Source organism: Pantoea sp. X-Soil-ISGK-259, from assembly GCF_059730705.1.
Genome location: NZ_AP035986.1, coordinates 977824 through 994724 on the forward strand (window position 1 = coordinate 977824; position 16901 = coordinate 994724).

Annotated in this window: 19 protein-coding genes and 1 other RNA gene; 12 read left to right on the forward strand and 8 right to left on the reverse strand. The window is 54.0% G+C overall.

Annotated features, from left to right (window positions below):
- Positions 1-109: 109 nt before the first annotated feature.
- Positions 110-463 carry a ComEA family DNA-binding protein gene (locus AC6I77_RS04415; protein ID WP_008924899.1) on the forward strand — a complete coding sequence of 118 codons (354 nt, stop codon included), beginning with the start codon at positions 110-112 and terminating at the stop codon, positions 461-463.
- Positions 464-563: 100 nt separating this feature from the next.
- Positions 564-962 (forward strand): acyl-CoA thioesterase, encoded by a 399-nt coding sequence (locus AC6I77_RS04420; protein ID WP_003850485.1) that lies wholly within the window; start codon positions 564-566, stop codon positions 960-962.
- A gap of 49 nt (positions 963-1011) precedes the next feature.
- Here the strand turns inward: AC6I77_RS04420 and queC are convergent, their stop codons facing one another.
- Together queC and AC6I77_RS04430 are read right to left on the reverse strand one after the other, a co-directional pair.
- Positions 1012-1707, reverse strand: coding sequence for a 7-cyano-7-deazaguanine synthase QueC (gene queC, locus AC6I77_RS04425; protein ID WP_008924900.1), 696 nt, complete (start codon positions 1705-1707; stop codon positions 1012-1014).
- 41 nt (positions 1708-1748) lie between these two features.
- Entirely contained in the window at positions 1749-3467 is a 1719-nt protein-coding gene (locus AC6I77_RS04430; protein WP_039659079.1) for an SgrR family transcriptional regulator, read from the reverse strand.
- Between the two features lie 91 nt (positions 3468-3558).
- On the opposite strand from AC6I77_RS04430, the gene cof reads away from it, so the two are divergent.
- Positions 3559-4380: an HMP-PP phosphatase gene (gene cof / locus AC6I77_RS04435; protein WP_039659081.1), complete on the forward strand. Its 822-nt coding sequence runs from the start codon at positions 3559-3561 to the stop codon at positions 4378-4380.
- Positions 4381-4414: 34 nt separating this feature from the next.
- On the opposite strand, the gene AC6I77_RS04440 is transcribed toward cof, so the two are convergent.
- The gene (locus AC6I77_RS04440) at positions 4415-5449 is read right to left on the reverse strand and encodes a PLP-dependent cysteine synthase family protein (RefSeq protein WP_438477160.1); all 1035 of its coding nucleotides are present in this window, start codon (positions 5447-5449) and stop codon (positions 4415-4417) included.
- Between the two features lie 116 nt (positions 5450-5565).
- Between AC6I77_RS04440 and AC6I77_RS04445 the strand changes: the two genes are divergently transcribed.
- The 5 genes from AC6I77_RS04445 (at position 5566) to amtB (ending at position 11506) form a co-directional block, all read left to right on the forward strand.
- On the forward strand, positions 5566-6027 hold the full coding sequence (locus AC6I77_RS04445) for an Lrp/AsnC family transcriptional regulator (RefSeq protein WP_033742960.1): 462 nt from the start codon (positions 5566-5568) through the stop codon (positions 6025-6027).
- A 24-nt stretch (positions 6028-6051) separates the two neighbouring features.
- Positions 6052-7821, forward strand: coding sequence for a SmdA family multidrug ABC transporter permease/ATP-binding protein (locus tag AC6I77_RS04450; RefSeq protein ID WP_039659084.1), 1770 nt, complete (start codon positions 6052-6054; stop codon positions 7819-7821).
- The gene (locus tag AC6I77_RS04455; protein WP_008924906.1) at positions 7814-9589 is read left to right on the forward strand and encodes a SmdB family multidrug efflux ABC transporter permease/ATP-binding protein; all 1776 of its coding nucleotides are present in this window, start codon (positions 7814-7816) and stop codon (positions 9587-9589) included. Before AC6I77_RS04450 ends, AC6I77_RS04455 begins: the two co-directional genes overlap by 8 nt.
- Before the next feature lie 257 nt (positions 9590-9846).
- The gene (glnK, locus tag AC6I77_RS04460; protein WP_003850469.1) at positions 9847-10185 is read left to right on the forward strand and encodes a P-II family nitrogen regulator; all 339 of its coding nucleotides are present in this window, start codon (positions 9847-9849) and stop codon (positions 10183-10185) included.
- A gap of 34 nt (positions 10186-10219) precedes the next feature.
- Positions 10220-11506 (forward strand): ammonium transporter AmtB, encoded by a 1287-nt coding sequence (gene amtB / locus AC6I77_RS04465; RefSeq protein ID WP_003850465.1) that lies wholly within the window; start codon positions 10220-10222, stop codon positions 11504-11506.
- Between the two features lie 49 nt (positions 11507-11555).
- Here the strand turns inward: amtB and tesB are convergent, their stop codons facing one another.
- A complete protein-coding gene (gene tesB, locus AC6I77_RS04470; protein ID WP_003850463.1) occupies positions 11556-12419 on the reverse strand; it encodes an acyl-CoA thioesterase II in 864 nt (287 codons plus the stop codon).
- Positions 12420-12609: 190 nt separating this feature from the next.
- Here tesB and AC6I77_RS04475 point away from each other — a divergent pair, with 190 nt between their 5' ends.
- Complete coding sequence (locus AC6I77_RS04475) at positions 12610-13167, forward strand: YbaY family lipoprotein (RefSeq protein WP_008924908.1); 558 nt, start codon at positions 12610-12612, stop codon at positions 13165-13167.
- 30 nt (positions 13168-13197) lie between these two features.
- On the opposite strand, the gene AC6I77_RS04480 is transcribed toward AC6I77_RS04475, so the two are convergent.
- Positions 13198-13515 (reverse strand): MGMT family protein, encoded by a 318-nt coding sequence (locus tag AC6I77_RS04480; protein ID WP_039659087.1) that lies wholly within the window; start codon positions 13513-13515, stop codon positions 13198-13200.
- A gap of 187 nt (positions 13516-13702) precedes the next feature.
- On the opposite strand from AC6I77_RS04480, the gene ffs reads away from it, so the two are divergent.
- Positions 13703-13799: signal recognition particle sRNA small type (ffs, locus tag AC6I77_RS04485), an RNA gene on the forward strand.
- 135 nt (positions 13800-13934) lie between these two features.
- On the opposite strand, the gene hha is transcribed toward ffs, so the two are convergent.
- The 3 genes from hha to AC6I77_RS04500 all read right to left on the reverse strand — a co-directional run bounded on the left by hha (position 13935) and on the right by AC6I77_RS04500 (position 15053).
- Complete coding sequence (gene hha / locus AC6I77_RS04490; protein WP_003850458.1) at positions 13935-14150, reverse strand: hemolysin expression-modulating protein Hha; 216 nt, start codon at positions 14148-14150, stop codon at positions 13935-13937.
- A gap of 24 nt (positions 14151-14174) precedes the next feature.
- Positions 14175-14552, reverse strand: coding sequence for an Hha toxicity modulator TomB (gene tomB / locus AC6I77_RS04495; RefSeq protein ID WP_003850455.1), 378 nt, complete (start codon positions 14550-14552; stop codon positions 14175-14177).
- Positions 14553-14699: 147 nt separating this feature from the next.
- The gene (locus AC6I77_RS04500) at positions 14700-15053 is read right to left on the reverse strand and encodes a hypothetical protein (RefSeq protein WP_003850454.1); all 354 of its coding nucleotides are present in this window, start codon (positions 15051-15053) and stop codon (positions 14700-14702) included.
- Positions 15054-15393: 340 nt separating this feature from the next.
- On the opposite strand from AC6I77_RS04500, the gene AC6I77_RS04505 reads away from it, so the two are divergent.
- Both AC6I77_RS04505 and AC6I77_RS04510 read left to right on the forward strand, forming a co-directional pair.
- Positions 15394-16062, forward strand: coding sequence for a metal ABC transporter ATP-binding protein (locus tag AC6I77_RS04505; RefSeq protein WP_039659286.1), 669 nt, complete (start codon positions 15394-15396; stop codon positions 16060-16062).
- The gene (locus tag AC6I77_RS04510) at positions 16059-16898 is read left to right on the forward strand and encodes a metal ABC transporter permease (protein ID WP_003850449.1); all 840 of its coding nucleotides are present in this window, start codon (positions 16059-16061) and stop codon (positions 16896-16898) included. Before AC6I77_RS04505 ends, AC6I77_RS04510 begins: the two co-directional genes overlap by 4 nt.
- The last annotated feature ends 3 nt before the right edge of the window (positions 16899-16901 follow it).

Below are 16901 nucleotides of genomic sequence, written 5' to 3' on the forward strand. Positions count from 1 at the left end.
ATCAAAGGCCGCATTCGCGGCCTTTTCCATTTCTGCAATTCCACTTTTGTGCCTTGTGCGCAGCGGTGACACGCTGTCGCTGCTGTTTAAACACAAGGAGAAACACAGCATGGCTAAACCTAAACTCGTTGCCCTTTATCTTTCCCTCGCGCTGGGTGGTGCACTCTGTCATACCAGCGTCTCTGCGGCCCCTGAATCTGCCAGCGACGCTGTCACGCAGAGCGCACTATCCGCGTCAAAGCCGGCATCACCCTTACAGCCACAGCAGGAGCAGGTCAGTATCAATGACGCGACAGCGGAACAGCTCACTGCCGTCATGAATGGCGTAGGGTTGAAAAAAGCCCAGGCGATTGTGAGCTATCGCGAACAGTACGGGCCCTTTAGCGCAATTCAGCAACTTAGCGAAGTGCCGGGCATTGGCAACGCGTTGATAGAGCGGAATGCGGGCAGGCTGAAATTGTGAGGCAGTACACATCTGTGATGCTTAAGCCGCGCTGAGCAGGCGACTCTGCTAAAGTGAACAGGTCCAACCAGTTAACTTACAGTAGCAGGAGAGCATGACCATGCAGACCACCATAAAAGTGCGCGGCTATCATCTGGATGTCTATCAGCACGTCAACAATGCACGCTATCTTGAGTTTCTTGAGGAAGCTCGCTGGGAATGGCTGGAAGAGGTTGAAGCATTCCACTGGTTGCAGGAACAGAAACTGGCTTTTGTGGTGGTCAACATCAACATCAATTATCGTCGCCCGGCCGTGCTGGGCGACGTACTCACTATCGACAGTGCAATCACGCAGTTGAATGGTAAAAGCGGCATTATTGCGCAGCGGGTTTTGCTGGCAGGTCAGGAAACCGTCGTGGCGGATGCTGCACTCACGTTTGTCTGTATTGATTTGCGGACCCAGAAGGCGGTTGCGCTGGAAGGAGAATTACGCGAGCGACTGATGCGTCTGATGGCATAAACCGGGTAAAGGCGGCAAACTAAATTCTCTGCCGCCACGCCAGAGTGCCTTAACTAAGGCCGCTCTTAGCTTTCATCGCGGCCATTACGCTATCACGATCGTTGAGATACCCCTGCAAGCCATTAGCCCTTAAATTGCAGGCAGCACACTCACCACATCCGTCACCTTTCACGCCGTTATAGCAGGTCAGCGTCTGCTCACGTACCAGCGAAAGCTGCTGCCAGTAGTCCGCCAGCGCCCAGGTTTCCGCTTTGTTGAGCCACATCAGCGGCGTCTCAAAACGAACCTCGCGCGCCATGCCAAGCGACACCGCATGGTTCAGCGCTTTGACAAACTCATCACGGCAATCGGGATAGCCAGAGAAATCGGTCTCACAGACGCCAGTGATCACCGCTTCCGCTTCAACCTGGTAGGCGTAAACCGAGGCCAGCGTCAGAAAGAGAATATTGCGGCCCGGCACGAACGTACTGGGTAAACCACTGGCCTCAGGATTGTAAGCCGGCACCGGAATGTTATCCCGTGTCAGGCTGCTGACGGCGAGTTCGTTCAGCATGGTCACATCCAGTACTTTATGCGCGCGCGCGCCCAGTTTACTGGCCAGATCCCGGGCAACCTCAATCTCTTCCCGGTGGCGTTGTCCATAATCGAACGTGACGCAGTGAACCTCATCATATTGCTCTAAGGCCTGAATCAGACAGGTAGTGGAGTCTTGTCCACCGCTGAAAACTACAACAGCGCGTTTCATGGTGTTTTCCTGGTCATTAATTTTGCGCTTATGGTAATGCCTCAGTCCGCTGCTGAACAGCTGCAAGGCGGATCAATGGGCGGTGGAATCCAGGCGCGACTGAAATCGAACCAGCCCAGGGTGTTGAGCTCAATGCCTTCAACGCCAGGCGGTGCGTGGATTTGGTAGCGATAATTGAACAGCGGCAGCAGAATGCCCTTCATCATCAGCTGATGATAAAGCTGGTGAAGCGTGTGAGTACGAATGTTGCTGTCCGCGATCTGCTGAATAGCCAGCAGTTGCGCCTGGACGTCTTCGCCCTCTGGTGTGACCCACAGCGGCCGCCATAGCGGATCGCTCTGCAACCAGTTGGCCAATGTAAAGACCGGCGCATCACCAATCAGCCTGTCACCCATCACGATATCTGCTTCATCGAGTTGCTCGATGCGGTGCCAGTTTTTTACCGGGTGAAACACCACGTTCAGGCTGCAACCGTGCCGTTTTAACAGGGCAACCAGCGCCTGTGACATCTGGTGTAATTCAACCGGTAACTGATAATGCAGCGTCAGTGTCGCCGGCAAGGGGACCGGGACATGATTAATCCGCGGCACATCCCAGCCAGGTAACAGTTCGCTGCTGGGCGTGATTAATCCTTCATCCAGTGGCAACCGGCTGACGATGCCGCTTTGCTGAATTAGCTGAAAAAGCGTACGTGCCTGATCGCACGTAAATCCGGCTCGTGGTCGGCAGACCAGATAACAGAAGCCGAGACTGATGCTGCTGCTCACCGGTTGTAACGTCCTGAGTTCATCGGCATCCCCTATGGCAATTTGCACCGGATGACGACAGCTACTGCCGAGAGCAGGATCAAACAACTGAGGCGTAATCCAGTACTCCACGGCTTGCAACAGCGGCCGCTGCAGATGCCAGCGGGAATGACTTTCAATCCTGACCAGCTCAGGACTAAAGTGTGCCAGTTTCCATGGGCCGCTGCCAATGACAGCATCATCAGGATGAGGCAACAGGCATAACAGATGGGCAAGGCGATGAGGCAGCCAGAAGTCAGGGCGTCGCAGGATAAACCGCAGCGCAAGCGGATGGGGGGCATCCACGCTAATCACATCAGCCAGCAATACACGCACGCGCGTATCGTGCAACAGCTGACGGAATTGCGTCACCAGTTGTGCGGCCTGCACTGGCTCGTCGTTGTGCCACATTAGCTGAGGACGTAACCAGAATAACCAGCAACATGATGCCTCATCATGTTGCCAGTGGTGTGCCAAATCGCCCACCGGCTCATCCTGTTCAAACCGGGTCAGTCCTGAGTAGATCTGGCGCACCAGATGCTGTTCAGCCCGTCCGGCAATCTGGCGCGGCTCAGTGCTTTCCATCGGGCGATAGTAGGGAATACGCAGAACCGGCGTATCGTTCTGCCACTGACCACCCATGAGTGGCCGCAGCATATTGATCAGCCTTTCCGGTGCCAGATCCAGCAACTGCAAAGCCTCCGCCGCCTCTCCGGCATCAAGCTGGCGTTGCAGCAACTGCTGTCGTAATTGTTCAGGCGTTTGCAGAAACGTTAATTTCCCCTGCTTGCCACGGCCTGGCTCGCCATGCCAGCGAAGCCAGCCTGCGTGCTGCCACTGTGACAGCAACGTTCGCAGATGGCGTTCGCTGCAGATGCAGTGGCGCGCCATCTCTGCCACGCAGGTCTGCTGAGAGGCGCCCAGACTCTGCTGCCACAGACGTTGAAACTGATTAAGGCGATTAAGTTGGCGCATGCTAAACCCGGAACAGTTTTTTTTAAGTATTCACTATTAGTTCCGTAATTTACAGGCAATAGTAAAGCCATCTTTCATCAGGAGGGGAATCATGGTGCGTTTAGCCGCGTTCGATATGGATGGCACATTGTTGCTGCCGAATCATCAGTTGGGTCAGCAGACTCTGGAGAGTTTGCAGGCATTGCATCTGCGTGGTGTTAATCTCGCGCTGGCAACGGGCCGCCATCTGCAGGAAATGCAGATCCTGCGGGAAAAAATGACACTTCCCGCATGGCTGATCACCGGTAATGGCACCCGCGTACACGATCGGTCTGGCAATCTTATCTTCGCACGTGATCTGCCTCCTGCCGTCGCTGAAGAGGTCATCCACCGCCACTGGGATACCACCGCGACAATCCATATTTTCAACGATCAGGGGTGGTTTACCGATCGACCTGCTCCGGAGCTGCTGCTGGCCCATCAGATGAGCGGATTCGGCTATCAGCTGTGCGATCTTAAAAAGCTGCCTGCGCATCAGGTGACAAAAATCTGCTTTATTGATCAGCATCAGAATCTGTGTCGGCTAAAGATCTCGCTGGATGCCGCATTGGGCGAGCAGGCTACGATCTGCTTCTCTGGGGTGGACACGCTGGAGGTCTTGCCCGCTCACTGCAACAAAGGCAGCGCGCTGGCGCTGTTATGTGATCACCTGTCGCTGACAATGGCGGAATGTATGGCGTTTGGTGATGCGATGAACGATCGCGAGATGCTGGCGCAGGTCGGGCAGGGCTTCATCATGGGCAATGCGATGGCGCAATTGAAAGCCGCACTTCCGCATTTACCCGTATTAGGGCATTGCGAGACACAGGCAGTGTCTCACTATTTAAATCACTGGCTGGCTACACCTGACCTCGCGTATTCCCCCGAATGCTGAGGATTGCCGTGCACCGGACAGGATGTCCGGTTTTTTATTCCAGCTCGCGATGCCACGGCGTGATATCGCCAATATGTTTTGCTACCCACTCTGGCTGATAGTAGCTATCGGGATAACGTTCGCCACTGTCGCAAAGCAGTGTCACCAGCGCCCCTTGCTGATTTGCCGCCCGTAAGCGTTTCGCCACCTGCATCATGCCCCAGAAATTAGTGCCGGTAGAGGCGCCAGGTTTGCGTCCCAGAATCTTTTCCAGTTTCAGCATGGCGGCCAGCGTCGCACCATCCGGCACTTTTATCATTTCATCGATCACGTCAGGCATAAACGAGGGTTCTACCCGTGGACGGCCAATCCCCTCGATCATGCTGCCGCGCGTGCTGGTCAGAGTGGCATCACGCTGCCTCCAGTAGTCGAAAAAGACAGAATGCTGCGGATCCACTACCAGCATTTTCGTTTCCAGTCCCTGGTAACGAATATAGCGGCCCAGGGTCGCTGAAGTGCCGCCGGTGCCTGCACTCATGATGACAGTATGGGGAATGGGATAGGGCTCGTGCTGCATCTGACGAAAGATGCTCTCTGCAATGTTGTTATTGCCACGCCAGTCTGTCGCGCGTTCAGCGTAAGTAAACTGATCCATAAAATGGCCATTCAGCTGCCGCGCCAGCCGTTCAGACTCTGCGTAAAGCTGGCAGGGATCCTCGACAAAATGGCACTGTCCGCCATAAAACGCGATCTGCTCAATTTTACGCTTCGCTGTACTGGCGGGCATCACTGCAATAAACGGCAGGCCCAGCAGCCTTGCGAAGTACGCCTCAGAAACCGCAGTGCTGCCTGACGAGGCTTCTATAATCGGCGTATCCTGTTTAATCCAGCCATTAGAAAGGCCGTAAAGAAACAGAGATCGTGCCAGCCGATGTTTAAGACTGCCACTGGGATGGGTGCTCTCATCTTTCAGATAGAACCAGATGCCGGGAAAATCCGCCAGATCGAACCGGATCAAGTGGGTCTCTGCCGATCGTTGAAAGTCAGCATTAATTTCGTTGATAGCGTGACGAATCCAGCAAGTGTGCATCTCAGGCGTCCGATAAAAAATAATGAGACTATTTTATGGCACGTGCAGGAAAAAGAGATTGCAAAATTACCGCTAAAATCGCGGTAATGGAGAAAATGATTCTCTCGGAGCCCCGAATGTTAGATAAAACTGACCTCAAATTGCTCGCGCTACTGCAGCAGGACTGTACCCTGTCACTGCAGGCATTGGCGGATGCCGTCAACCTTACCACCACACCCTGCTGGAAGCGCCTGAAAAAACTGGAAGATGATGGCATTATTCGCGCTCGGGTAGCGTTGCTGGATGGTGATAAAATCGGACTGTCACTGACGGCATTTATGTTTGTGAAAACCCAGCAGCACAGCCGCGACTGGTATCAGACTTTTGTCTCCGTGGTGAGTAGCATGCCGGAGGTCATGGCCTTTTACCGCATGGCAGGGGAGTATGATTACCTGCTGCGCATTCAGGTGGCCGATATGAAAAGCTATGATGCTTTTTACAAGCGAGTAGTCAATGGGGTGCCCGGCCTGATTGATGTGACATCCAGCTTCGCCATGGAAGAGATTAAATACACCACGGCTTTACCTGTCGCCCTCTGAGGGCCTGAGATTGAGAGCAGCGTTGTGCGATTATTCAGTCAGTTAAGTTGGTATTTCCTGCGGGAGTGGCGGCGCTATCTGGGCGCGGTCATCCTGCTTATTGTTATTGCTATTCTGCAGTTGCTGCCGCCGCATGTAGTCGGCGTGATTGTCGATGGTGTAACACGTGACAACATGAGTTCCAGCCGCATCATGATGTGGATTGGGATCATGCTGGCAACGGCAATCGTGGTCTATCTGCTGCGCTATGTCTGGCGCGTCCTGTTGTTTGGTGCCTCCTACCAGCTGGCGGTTGAACTGCGCGAAGATTTTTATCGCCAGTTGAGTCGTCAGCAACCGGCATTTTACCTGCGTCACCGCACCGGCGACCTGATCGCGCGCGCCACCAACGACGTGGACCGCGTGGTGTTTGCGGCCGGAGAAGGGGTACTGACGCTGGTCGATTCGCTGGTGATGGGATGTGTGGTGTTGCTGGTGATGAGTACTCAGATCAGCTGGCAACTGACGCTGCTGGCGCTGGTGCCGATGCCGATTATGGCTATCGTGATCCATCGTTACGGTAATCAGTTGCACCACCGCTTTAAGCTGGCACAGGCGGCCTTCTCCAGCCTCAACGATCAGACGCAGGAGAGCCTGACCAGCATCCGGATGATCAAAGCCTTTGGTCTGGAACAGCATCAGTCGCAGCAATTTTCCGACATCGCCCGTGATACCGGGGAAAAAAACCTGCGCGTCGCGCGGGTCGATGCCCGTTTCGATCCCACAATCTACATCGCGATCGGTTTCTCAAACCTGCTGGCGATTGGCGGCGGCAGCTGGATGGTATGGCATGATCAGATGACGCTGGGACAGCTCACCAGTTTTGTGATGTATCTCGGCCTGATGATTTGGCCAATGCTGGCGCTGGCGTGGATGTTTAATATTGTCGAACGCGGCAGCGCCGCCTGGAGCCGCATCGGTGCGCTGCTGGCAGAAGCGCCAGCGGTGGAAGATGGCGATAAATCTTTACCCCCTCAACCCGGCATGCTGCAGGTCGCTATTCGCGCCTTTCACTATCCGGCCAGCACAGGTCCGGTGCTAAGCGATATCATCTTCCAGTTGAAACCCGGTGAAATGCTGGGACTGTGCGGGCCAACCGGCAGTGGCAAAAGCACACTGCTCAGCCTGATTCAGCGTCACTTTGATATTCAGCAGGGTGACATCCGCTACCATCAGATCCCGCTGCCGCAGTTACGGCTGGACAGCTGGCGCAGCCGTCTGGCCGTAGTCAGCCAGACACCGTTCCTGTTCTCAGACAGTGTGGCGAACAATATTGCATTGGGGAAACCGGGCGCAACCCAGCTGGAGATAGAACGTGCAGCTATGCTGGCCTGTGTTCATGACGATGTCCTGCGTCTGCCACAGGGTTATGAAACGGAAGTCGGGGAGCGCGGCGTCATGCTGTCCGGTGGACAGAAGCAGCGTCTTTCGATTGCCAGGGCACTCCTGCTGAATGCCGAAATCCTGATTCTGGACGACGCACTTTCTGCAGTGGATGGACGTACCGAACACGAAATCCTGCATAATCTGCGCATCTGGGGGCAGGGGAAAACACTGATTATCAGCGCACACCGCCTGTCGGCGCTGACAGAAGCCAGTGAAATTCTGGTGCTGCAACAGGGCAGCGTGATGCAGCGAGGCGATCACGATGCGCTGGCCAGCAGTGCTGGCTGGTATCGTGATATGTACCGGTATCAGCAACTCGAAGCGGCACTGGATGATGATGAAAATGAGAAAGGAGTGCCGCATGGCTAAGTCTGCACGCTTGTGGCCAACCCTGAAGCGTCTGCTGAGCTACGGCAAGCCATGGCGCAAATCTCTGTCGCTGGCGGTTGGCATGCTCTGGATTGCTGCCGCAGCGGAAGTGACCGGCCCGGTGCTGGTCAGCTATTTTATTGATAACCTGGTGGCGAAGCATCAGATGCCCTGGGGTATCGTTGCCGGACTGGTGGTGAGTTTTATTCTGCTTCAGTTACTGGCCGCCGGGCTGCACTACTGGCAGGCGCTGTTATTCAACCGTGCCGCAATTGGTGTGGTCCAGCAGTTGCGCTGTGACGTGATGAATGCAGCACTCTGTCAGCCGCTGAGCGCCTTTGATACCCAGCCGGTCGGTCAAATCATTTCGCGTGTGACGAACGACACCGAAGTCATCCGCGATCTCTACGTCACGGTGGTCTCCACTGTGCTGCGCAGTGCTGCACTCGTTGGTGCCATGATGGTAGCGATGTTCAGCCTTGACTGGCGTATGGCACTGGTGGCGATGATGATCTTCCCGCTGGTACTGATAGTCATGTTTATCTATCAGCGCTACAGCACGCCGATTGCCCGACGGGTTCGCAGCTATCTGGCAGACATTAACAACGGCTTTAACGAAGTGATCAGCGGCATGAGCGTGATTCAGCAGTTTCGCCAGCAGGCGCGATTTGGTGAGCGTATGGGCGAAGCGAGTCGCTCCCACTATCTGGCGCGAATGGAGACGCTGCGTCTTGATGGCTTTCTGCTGCGCCCTCTGTTGAGCCTGTTTTCAGCGATGGTACTGTGTGGGTTGCTGATCCTGTTCAGCTTCTCGGTGCCTGGCGTGTTTGAAGTCGGGGTGTTGTATGCCTTTATTACTTACCTGGGCCGCCTGAATGAGCCGCTGATTGAGCTGACCACGCAGCAATCGATGCTGCAACAGGCGGTGGTTTCTGGTGAGCGTATTTTCGAGCTGATGGATGCTACGCAGCAGCAATATGGCATCGACCCGCAGCCACTGGCTTCAGGTCGTATCACCCTGAACAATCTCAGTTTTGCCTACCGTGAAAACCGCGATGTACTCAGTGATATCAATCTTGACGTCGCACCGCGTGAATTCGTGGCACTGGTGGGCCATACCGGCAGCGGCAAGAGTACTCTGGCTAATTTGCTGATGGGCTACTACCCGGTGACGCGCGGCGAAATCCGGATTGATGACCGGCCTATTGGTGACCTGAGTCATGCCGTGCTGCGACACGGTATCGCGATGGTGCAGCAGGATCCGGTCGTACTGGCCGATACGCTGCTGGCCAATGTCCGGCTGGGCCGCGACATCAGTGAAGAGGCTGTCTGGCAGGTGCTCCAGCAGGTACAGCTGGCGCCACTGGCGCAGGCTTTACCAGAGGGAATTCATACCCGGCTGGGCGAGCAGGGCAATAATTTGTCGGTCGGACAGAAGCAGCTGCTGGCGCTGGCCCGGGTACTGGTTGATCTGCCGCAGATACTTATCCTCGACGAGGCAACAGCCAATATCGACTCCGGTACCGAACAGGCGATTCAGCAGACACTTGCGACGCTTCGTCAGCACAGTACGCTGGTGGTGATTGCGCACCGACTATCAACGATTGTGGAAGCGGACAAGATTCTGGTGCTGCATCGCGGTCGTGTGGTGGAGCAGGGTACCCATCAGCAACTGCTGGCGATGCAGGGACGCTACTGGCAGATGTATCAGCTACAACAGGCAGGTGAAAATCTGGCGTCGGGCGTGCCTGTAACATCTGAAGGTTGAGCTGCACCTTTTTTGAGCATGTTTATCAGAATAATCTGTACAAATGCACTCCTTTGACGCCTTAAGCACCAAAGGAGTGCAGTCCCTGGCAGTATTCCCCTTCATCCAGGCTTCAGGTTTCCGCTACGGTTAAAACCATGCCTTGCCGCGTCTCGCCTGACTCACTGATTAACGTCAGTTTTACACTCTGGCACAGGCTTTGCTTATATCCCTTCGTGTCCATAAACGTTACCAATTTACTCGCTGGAGGGGATCCAATGAAGCTGGTCACCGTCGTAATTAAGCCATTCAAGCTGGAGGATGTACGTGAAGCTTTATCCTCTATCGGCATTCAGGGACTGACCGTCTCCGAAGTGAAGGGGTTTGGCCGTCAGAAAGGCCATGCAGAGCTTTATCGTGGCGCAGAATACAGCGTAAATTTCCTGCCAAAAGTCAAAATTGATATCGCGATTGCCGATGATCAGCTGGACGAAGTGGTGGATGTCATCAGTAAAGCGGCTTACACCGGCAAAATTGGCGACGGTAAGATTTTCGTGGCTGAACTGCAGCGCGTCATCCGTATTCGTACCGGCGAGACCGATGAAGCCGCTCTGTAATCAAGACTCAGTACTGTGATGGGATGGAATAAAAATGAATAAAATGTTAGCTAAGTTGGGCCTCACCAGCCTGGCACTGTTACCCTCACTCGCGATGGCTGCGCCTGCCGTTGCGGACAAGGCTGATAACGCATTTATGATGATTTGCACCGCGCTGGTGCTGTTTATGTCAATTCCAGGTATCGCGCTGTTTTACGGTGGTCTGATTCGCGGCAAAAACGTTCTGTCGATGCTGACCCAGGTCGCGGTGACCTTCTCGCTGGTTTGCGTATTGTGGGTGGTCTACGGCTACTCCCTGGCGTTCAGTGAAGGCAATGCTTTCTTTGGTGGCTTTGGCTGGGCCATGCTGAAAAACATTCAACTTACCGCCGTAATGGGCAGTTTCTATCAGTATATCCACGTCGCTTTCCAGGCCTCATTTGCCTGTATCACCGTGGGCCTGATTGTCGGTGCGATCGCTGAACGTATCCGCTTCTCTGCAGTACTGATTTTTGTCGGTGTCTGGCTGACGCTCTCCTATTTACCTATCGCGCACATGGTGTGGGCGGGCGGTTTCCTGGCTCAGGATGGTGCGCTGGACTTTGCTGGCGGTACAGTAGTGCATATTAACGCCGCAGTAGCAGGTCTGGTGGGCGCTTATCTGGTAGGCAAACGTGCTGGCTTTGGTAAAGAGGCCTTTAAGCCACACAACCTGCCAATGGTCTTCACCGGCACCGCGATTCTTTATGTTGGCTGGTTCGGCTTCAACGCCGGTTCTGCGTCTGCAGCAAATGAAATCGCGGCATTGGCCTTCCTGAACACCGTCGTCGCAACCGCGGGCGCAGTCCTGGCATGGACCTTTGGCGAGTGGGCGGTACGTGGTAAGCCTTCTCTGCTGGGTGCCTGTTCAGGCTTTATTGCCGGTCTGGTAGCGATTACCCCAGCCTGTGGTTACGTTGGCGTGGGCGGATCCTTGATCATCGGTCTGGTTGGCGGCCTGGCAGGATTGTGGGGTGTGACCACCCTGAAGAAATGGCTGCGTGTGGATGATCCCTGCGATGTGTTCGGCGTACACGGCGTCTGCGGAATTGTAGGCTGTATTCTGACTGGCGTGTTTGCTTCCTCTTCACTGGGCGGCGTGGGCTATGCACAGGGCGTTACCATGGGCCATCAGGTCTGGGTGCAGCTGTTCAGCGTCGGCCTGACTATCGTCTGGTCGGGTGTTGTCGCCTTTATCGGCTTCAAGCTGGCTGACCTGATTGTTGGTCTGCGCGTACCGGAAGAGCATGAGCGTGAAGGTCTGGATGTAAACAGCCACGGCGAGAACGCTTACAACCAGTAATGTGTCAGTACGGAAAAGATTAATCGGGGGCGAGAAATCGCCCCTTTTTTTATTCGCTGCGCTGACGCATCACGCCTTCCTGAACCGTCGACGCCACCAGCACACCTTGCTGATTGTAAAACTCACCCCGGACAAAACCGCGTGCGCCAGAAGCCGAGGTACTGACTACGCTGTAGAGCAGCCATTCAGTGAAGTCGAACGGGCGATGGAACCACATGGAATGGTCGATCGTGGCGACCTGCATGTCCGGTTCTAAAAAGCCTTTGCCGTGCGGCTGAAGCGCGACCGGCAGGAAATTGAGATCGGAAGCATAGCCGAGCAGGTACTGATGAATACGTAAGTCGTCAGGTAGTGGGCCAGTGGCACGGATCCAGACCTGGCGCTCAGGCTTAGCCACATGTCCCCGCAACGGGTTGTGAATCTGTACCGGACGGATCTCCAGCGGACGTTCAGCAATGAATTTCTCGCGTAGCTTTTCTGGCAGAAGATGTGCCATTTTCTGCGCCATCGCCTGTTCAGTTAACAGGTTTTCAGGCCCGACGACTTCAGGCATCGGATTTTGATGTTCAAATCCGCTTTCCGGCGACTGAAACGATGCGGTCATGTAAAAAATCGGCTGTCCATTCTGAATGGCACTTACCCGCCGGGCACTGAAACTTTTGCCATCACGCAGCGTTTCAACATCATAGATAATCGCTTTCTGGCTATCGCCGGGCCGCAAAAAGTAGCTGTGGAAAGAGTGGATAACGCGATCTGGCGGAACGGTTTGCTTAGCGGCATAAAGCGCCTGACCGACCACCTGACCGCCAAAAACCTGGCGCAGACCCAGATCTTCGCTCTGGCCGCGATATAGACCCTCTTCGAGTTTTTCCAGATTTAACAGATTCAGCAGATTTTGCAGTGCCTGACTCATGGCGCATTCCTCAATAAAGTGACCTGCTCAGTGTGAAAGATCGGACCAGTTAACGTCAATCAGACTTTCCGCTTTAGCTGAGCCAGGCAAAATTTCATTTTTGTGCCAACATTAAGGACATACGGCGAGTGAAACGCTGTAAGCAGGATTCGCTGCCGACAATCATTTTGATCAAATGGAGACGACATCAATGAAACTCAGGCATGTGTGTAGTGGTGTAATTATGGCGCTTGCTGTTGCGGGATGCGCCGATAAGAGTAAACCCGTTCCGACCCCCACTCTGGGTTCTGCGGTTGCAGGCCAGACCGCGGCAATTGCGCAGCCTAACGTAAGTGGCTCTGTATTTATCCGCCAGCGCATTGCGCTGCCGCCGGATGCGGTGTTAACGGTAACCCTGTCTGATGCCTCTGTATCCGACGCACCATCAAAAGTGCTGTCGCAACGCGTGGTGCGTACTGAAGGTAAACAGGCACCGTTCCAGTTCGTGCTGCCGTTTAACCCGGCCGACATCCAGCCTAATGCGCGCATTCTGTTAAGCGCAGCGATCTCAATCGACGGCAAGCTGGCTTTTGTCACTGAAGGCGTGAAGCCGGTGATCAACCAGGGTGGCACTAAAGCTGAACTGCTGCTGGTACCCGTGCCATCAATGGCGATGCCAACCCAGCCGGGGGCAGCGACCACCGTTCCTTCGACCTCACCGACTCAGGTGACGCCGTCTGCAGCTGTTCCTGCACCAACCCATATTTAATCACTTTTCGGGGCGACCTTGTCGCCCCTTTTACTGCCTGAAATCCCAGCGATACGTTCCGATATCAAGCTGTCCCTCATCACTTACCTCTATGCCTTCGGCTTCCAGTGCATCGCGCTGTCTGAACAGACGGTCGCCCTGCAGTGAAATTTTACCGTGACGATTGACGACGCGATGCCAGGGAAGGGCAGTACCTTCAGGTAACCGACTGAGCACGCCGCCGACCTGACGTGCCGCCCGCGGAGAACCTGCCAGCAGCGCCACATCGCCATAGGTAGTGACATGGCCATACGGAATAGCGGCAACAATTTGCCAGATGCGTTGCTGAAAGGTGTCAGGCTGATCCATGTGTTTATTTCATCTGCTTATTTCATCAGGAATAGGGTCTTAACTTTAGCATGGGGAGAAAGCAGTGAAAGCGTTATAGCGGCGGTTGTTCAAGAAAACAACGGTTGTCCCGACTACGCTTGCAATTGCACCCTCCTTCCCAGATAATGCCCCCGCTCTCGTAAAGAGGGCTTGTCAATGGGGGCCCTGTTGGTTCTCCCGCAATGCTAGCTTGTGAACTCGGTCAGATCCGGAAGGAAGCAGCCGTAGCAGGTGACGCGTGTGCCGGGATGTAGCTGGCAGGGCCCCCACCACTTTCTCCCTCGCAATATCCCTTCACAGAAACTGCAGACAGGCAAAACCCGCCTGGCCGATTGGTTTGACGGCAGGCAGGAATATCCGGTACTAAAAAGTGTAAAGCTAAGTACTAATCAATAAAACTAGCGGACAAATTTCCAGACTGAACCCGGGACTTTATCGTAAAGCTTGTTCATCGTCAGTTCTGCCAGACGATGGTCAGCTGCCGAGTAAAATACCGCTAACTCATCTTCAGGTAATTCATACTTATTTTTTTCAATGACCCTTTCCAGGGTATCCAGTGAACGGCAACGCCGTAGTCGCATCAAATAATCAGTTTTAGTCAGGGTTTTGTTCATAAATAAACCGTTCTCATGTCTGTACTATAATGAATGGCTCGGTTGCTGGAGAAAAGCGCACTCTTCAGTGAACAGATTAAATAAGCGTTTAGCTGAACGTTGCCACCGTTGAAGATCCGGACTATTGACACCATAGTTGCTGAATAACATAAAGGTATCATCAAGATATTCATCGATTTGCGAAATCAGCGCTTCATCTTCAACGTGCTTAATTTTGTAATTCATGGTGAAAGAGGCGATGTGCTCAATCAAATCGTTAAGCTGCAGATTGCTTTCAGAAGTGGGATCATTTACCCAGCCATGATGGCTGTCGGTTAATGTTGCCATGCTGTCGTCAAACAGGCTTTCACATAGGTATTTAAGCTGGGCAATATCATGCCGTTTCGGTGAGTATTCGTCCATCTTTTTCCCCTCCATAGCTAGCACAGTTGCCGCAGGGCAGCGAGTCACGATAACGCCGCCGGGAAGCGATTATTCGGGCAGTTATTAAACGGGATATCTTAAAGATAGTGTAAAACCATTAGTTCTGCTCACCTCCATTACTAAATATTACAATTCATCGCTGGGGGAGGGTTGTGCATTGTCAATCGCATCAAACTCAAGTGCACCGGGCACAATGCGAAACTTCACCTGCTCCGATTGCGTTACTGTTTCATTTAAATCCTGACAAGGACTAAATAAATTCCAGTCAAAATCGTAAAGTAATTTAAAACTATCCAGATCCTGATATTCAACACAAATAATTTTTAAACTGCCAGGAACTAACTGCGCATTCTGCGAATACCAGCGTAAATCCCCTACCAGCAAATCTGTTATTTTGAGAATATTCCGCTGAACAATCTCCGCTAATTTTGTGCAGTCTGATTCGCCTACAGCAATATCACATTCAATTCGTGACAACATATCTGGTCCGCTTATAACCGTTAATAAACCTATCATTGGATTTCTGCAACCAGTTTGCAAGCCAGCAGAGCACAAAACCGTTAATTGTTAACCTGCGCCAGTGGTGTGAGCAGGCTGCATCGCATGTCTGCGACGGCCAGTGACACCTGGTGTTATTTATCTTTTGATACACATTCGCGCATAGGTGCAACAACAATATTCGATATATTATTGTTATGTTATAACATATTGGTGAAGTGATGCGTCAGAGTGGATTACTTATGTCATTAGGTGGGCGACTGGCTATCGCACTGCTGTTCATTGCGCTGCTTGCTGTGGCGATAAAATGGGGGATCAGCACATGATCCGGTTCAACGCACTTCGCGCGGGCTATCAGGGACAGGCTGTTACCCCCGCCATCAATGGTCAGCTCAGCGCTGGCTCGATGACAGCCCTGGTCGGCGCGAATGGTAGCGGCAAATCAACACTGTTAAAAACCATCGCGGGCTTGCTGCCACCAATAGCGGGGCGCTGCGAGCTGCAGGTTTCGCGGCGGGCTATTGGCTGGATGCCACAGCGTACTGAACTGGAGACGCGCTTTCCCCTGACGGTATTTGAACTGGTTTCAATTGGCTGCTGGCCTCGCTGCGGCTGGTTCGGCGGCATCAACCGGGAACTGCGTCGGGAAATCTGGCAGGCGCTGGAGGCGGTTCAGATGCGTGATTATGCAGATGCGCAGCCCGCGACCTTATCGGGCGGACAGCTTCAGCGCGTCTTGTTTGCGCGACTGTTGTTGCAGCGCAGCCAGCTCTGGCTACTGGATGAGCCTTTTAACGGCATTGATAGTCAGACGGTAACATTACTGATGTCGATACTGGAACAGCAACAGCAGGCTGGAACAACGCTGCTGGTGGTGCTGCACGACCGTCCACTGGTCGCTCGCTACTTCAGTAATGTGATGTCGATGGATGATACGGAGGTCAGTTGCACCTGGCTCCCTGATCCCCCTCTGCGGAGTTATGCGCCGTGACGTTGATACAGCCTTTTATTGAGTTTGGGTTTATGCGGCGCGCACTGGTTGCCTGCGTCGCGCTGGCTATCAGTGCCACGCCACTCGGCGTATTTCTTTCGCTGCGCCGTATGAGTCTGATTGGCGATGCGTTATCACATGCCGTGTTGCCGGGTGCGGCTATTGGCTATCTGATCTCCGGACTGTCACTGGTCGCGATGGGTATCGGCGGCCTGATCGCAGGTTTAGCCGTGGCGCTGCTCTCGGGCGCGGTGAGTCGATACACGCCCTTAAAAGAGGATGCCAGTTTTGCCGGGTTTTATCTCGGTTCGCTGGCGCTGGGCGTCACGCTGGTCTCACTGCGCGGCTCAAGCGTGGATCTGCTGCACGTGCTGTTTGGCTCGCTGCTGGCGGTGGACAACGCTGCACTGTTGCTGGTTGGCGGCATCGCCGCCTTTACGCTGATTATGCTGGCGATCATTTATCGTCCGCTGGTCATCGATGCCTTTGACAGTGACTTCCTGCGGGCGCAGGGAAAATGGAGTGCACCGCTGGTGCATGGTCTGTTTTTAATGCTGGTGGTGCTGAATCTGGTGGCGGGCTTTCAGGTGCTGGGCACGCTGATGTCGGTGGGATTAATGATGCTGCCCGCTGCCAGCGCCCGTTTCTGGAGTCGCCATCTTGCCGCGATGCTGGCTATCGCCATTTTCATGGCAATGCTTTCAGCCCTGGCTGGCCTGATGCTCTCCTGGCACTTTTCATTACCGGCCGGTCCCGCTGTGGTGCTGAGCGCCGCCATGCTGTTTTTTTTCTCCATTCTTGCAGGGCCATGCGGCGGGATTTTGCGCCGCCATTAATCT

Coding starts and splice junctions, on each gene's coding strand:
- AC6I77_RS04455 (WP_008924906.1), top strand. CDS start 7,814: ATGGCTAAGTCTGCACGCTTGTGGCCAACCCTGAAGCGTCTGCTGAGC.
- hha (WP_003850458.1), bottom strand. CDS start 14,150: ATGAACAAAACCCTGACTAAAACTGATTATTTGATGCGACTACGGCGT.
- glnK (WP_003850469.1), top strand. CDS start 9,847: ATGAAGCTGGTCACCGTCGTAATTAAGCCATTCAAGCTGGAGGATGTA.
- AC6I77_RS04500 (WP_003850454.1), bottom strand. CDS start 15,053: ATGTTGTCACGAATTGAATGTGATATTGCTGTAGGCGAATCAGACTGC.
- queC (WP_008924900.1), bottom strand. CDS start 1,707: ATGAAACGCGCTGTTGTAGTTTTCAGCGGTGGACAAGACTCCACTACC.
- tomB (WP_003850455.1), bottom strand. CDS start 14,552: ATGGACGAATACTCACCGAAACGGCATGATATTGCCCAGCTTAAATAC.
- AC6I77_RS04505 (WP_039659286.1), top strand. CDS start 15,394: ATGATCCGGTTCAACGCACTTCGCGCGGGCTATCAGGGACAGGCTGTT.
- AC6I77_RS04475 (WP_008924908.1), top strand. CDS start 12,610: ATGAAACTCAGGCATGTGTGTAGTGGTGTAATTATGGCGCTTGCTGTT.
- AC6I77_RS04420 (WP_003850485.1), top strand. CDS start 564: ATGCAGACCACCATAAAAGTGCGCGGCTATCATCTGGATGTCTATCAG.
- tesB (WP_003850463.1), bottom strand. CDS start 12,419: ATGAGTCAGGCACTGCAAAATCTGCTGAATCTGTTAAATCTGGAAAAA.
- cof (WP_039659081.1), top strand. CDS start 3,559: ATGGTGCGTTTAGCCGCGTTCGATATGGATGGCACATTGTTGCTGCCG.
- AC6I77_RS04480 (WP_039659087.1), bottom strand. CDS start 13,515: ATGGATCAGCCTGACACCTTTCAGCAACGCATCTGGCAAATTGTTGCC.
- AC6I77_RS04445 (WP_033742960.1), top strand. CDS start 5,566: ATGTTAGATAAAACTGACCTCAAATTGCTCGCGCTACTGCAGCAGGAC.
- amtB (WP_003850465.1), top strand. CDS start 10,220: ATGAATAAAATGTTAGCTAAGTTGGGCCTCACCAGCCTGGCACTGTTA.
- AC6I77_RS04430 (WP_039659079.1), bottom strand. CDS start 3,467: ATGCGCCAACTTAATCGCCTTAATCAGTTTCAACGTCTGTGGCAGCAG.
- AC6I77_RS04440 (WP_438477160.1), bottom strand. CDS start 5,449: ATGCACACTTGCTGGATTCGTCACGCTATCAACGAAATTAATGCTGAC.
- AC6I77_RS04415 (WP_008924899.1), top strand. CDS start 110: ATGGCTAAACCTAAACTCGTTGCCCTTTATCTTTCCCTCGCGCTGGGT.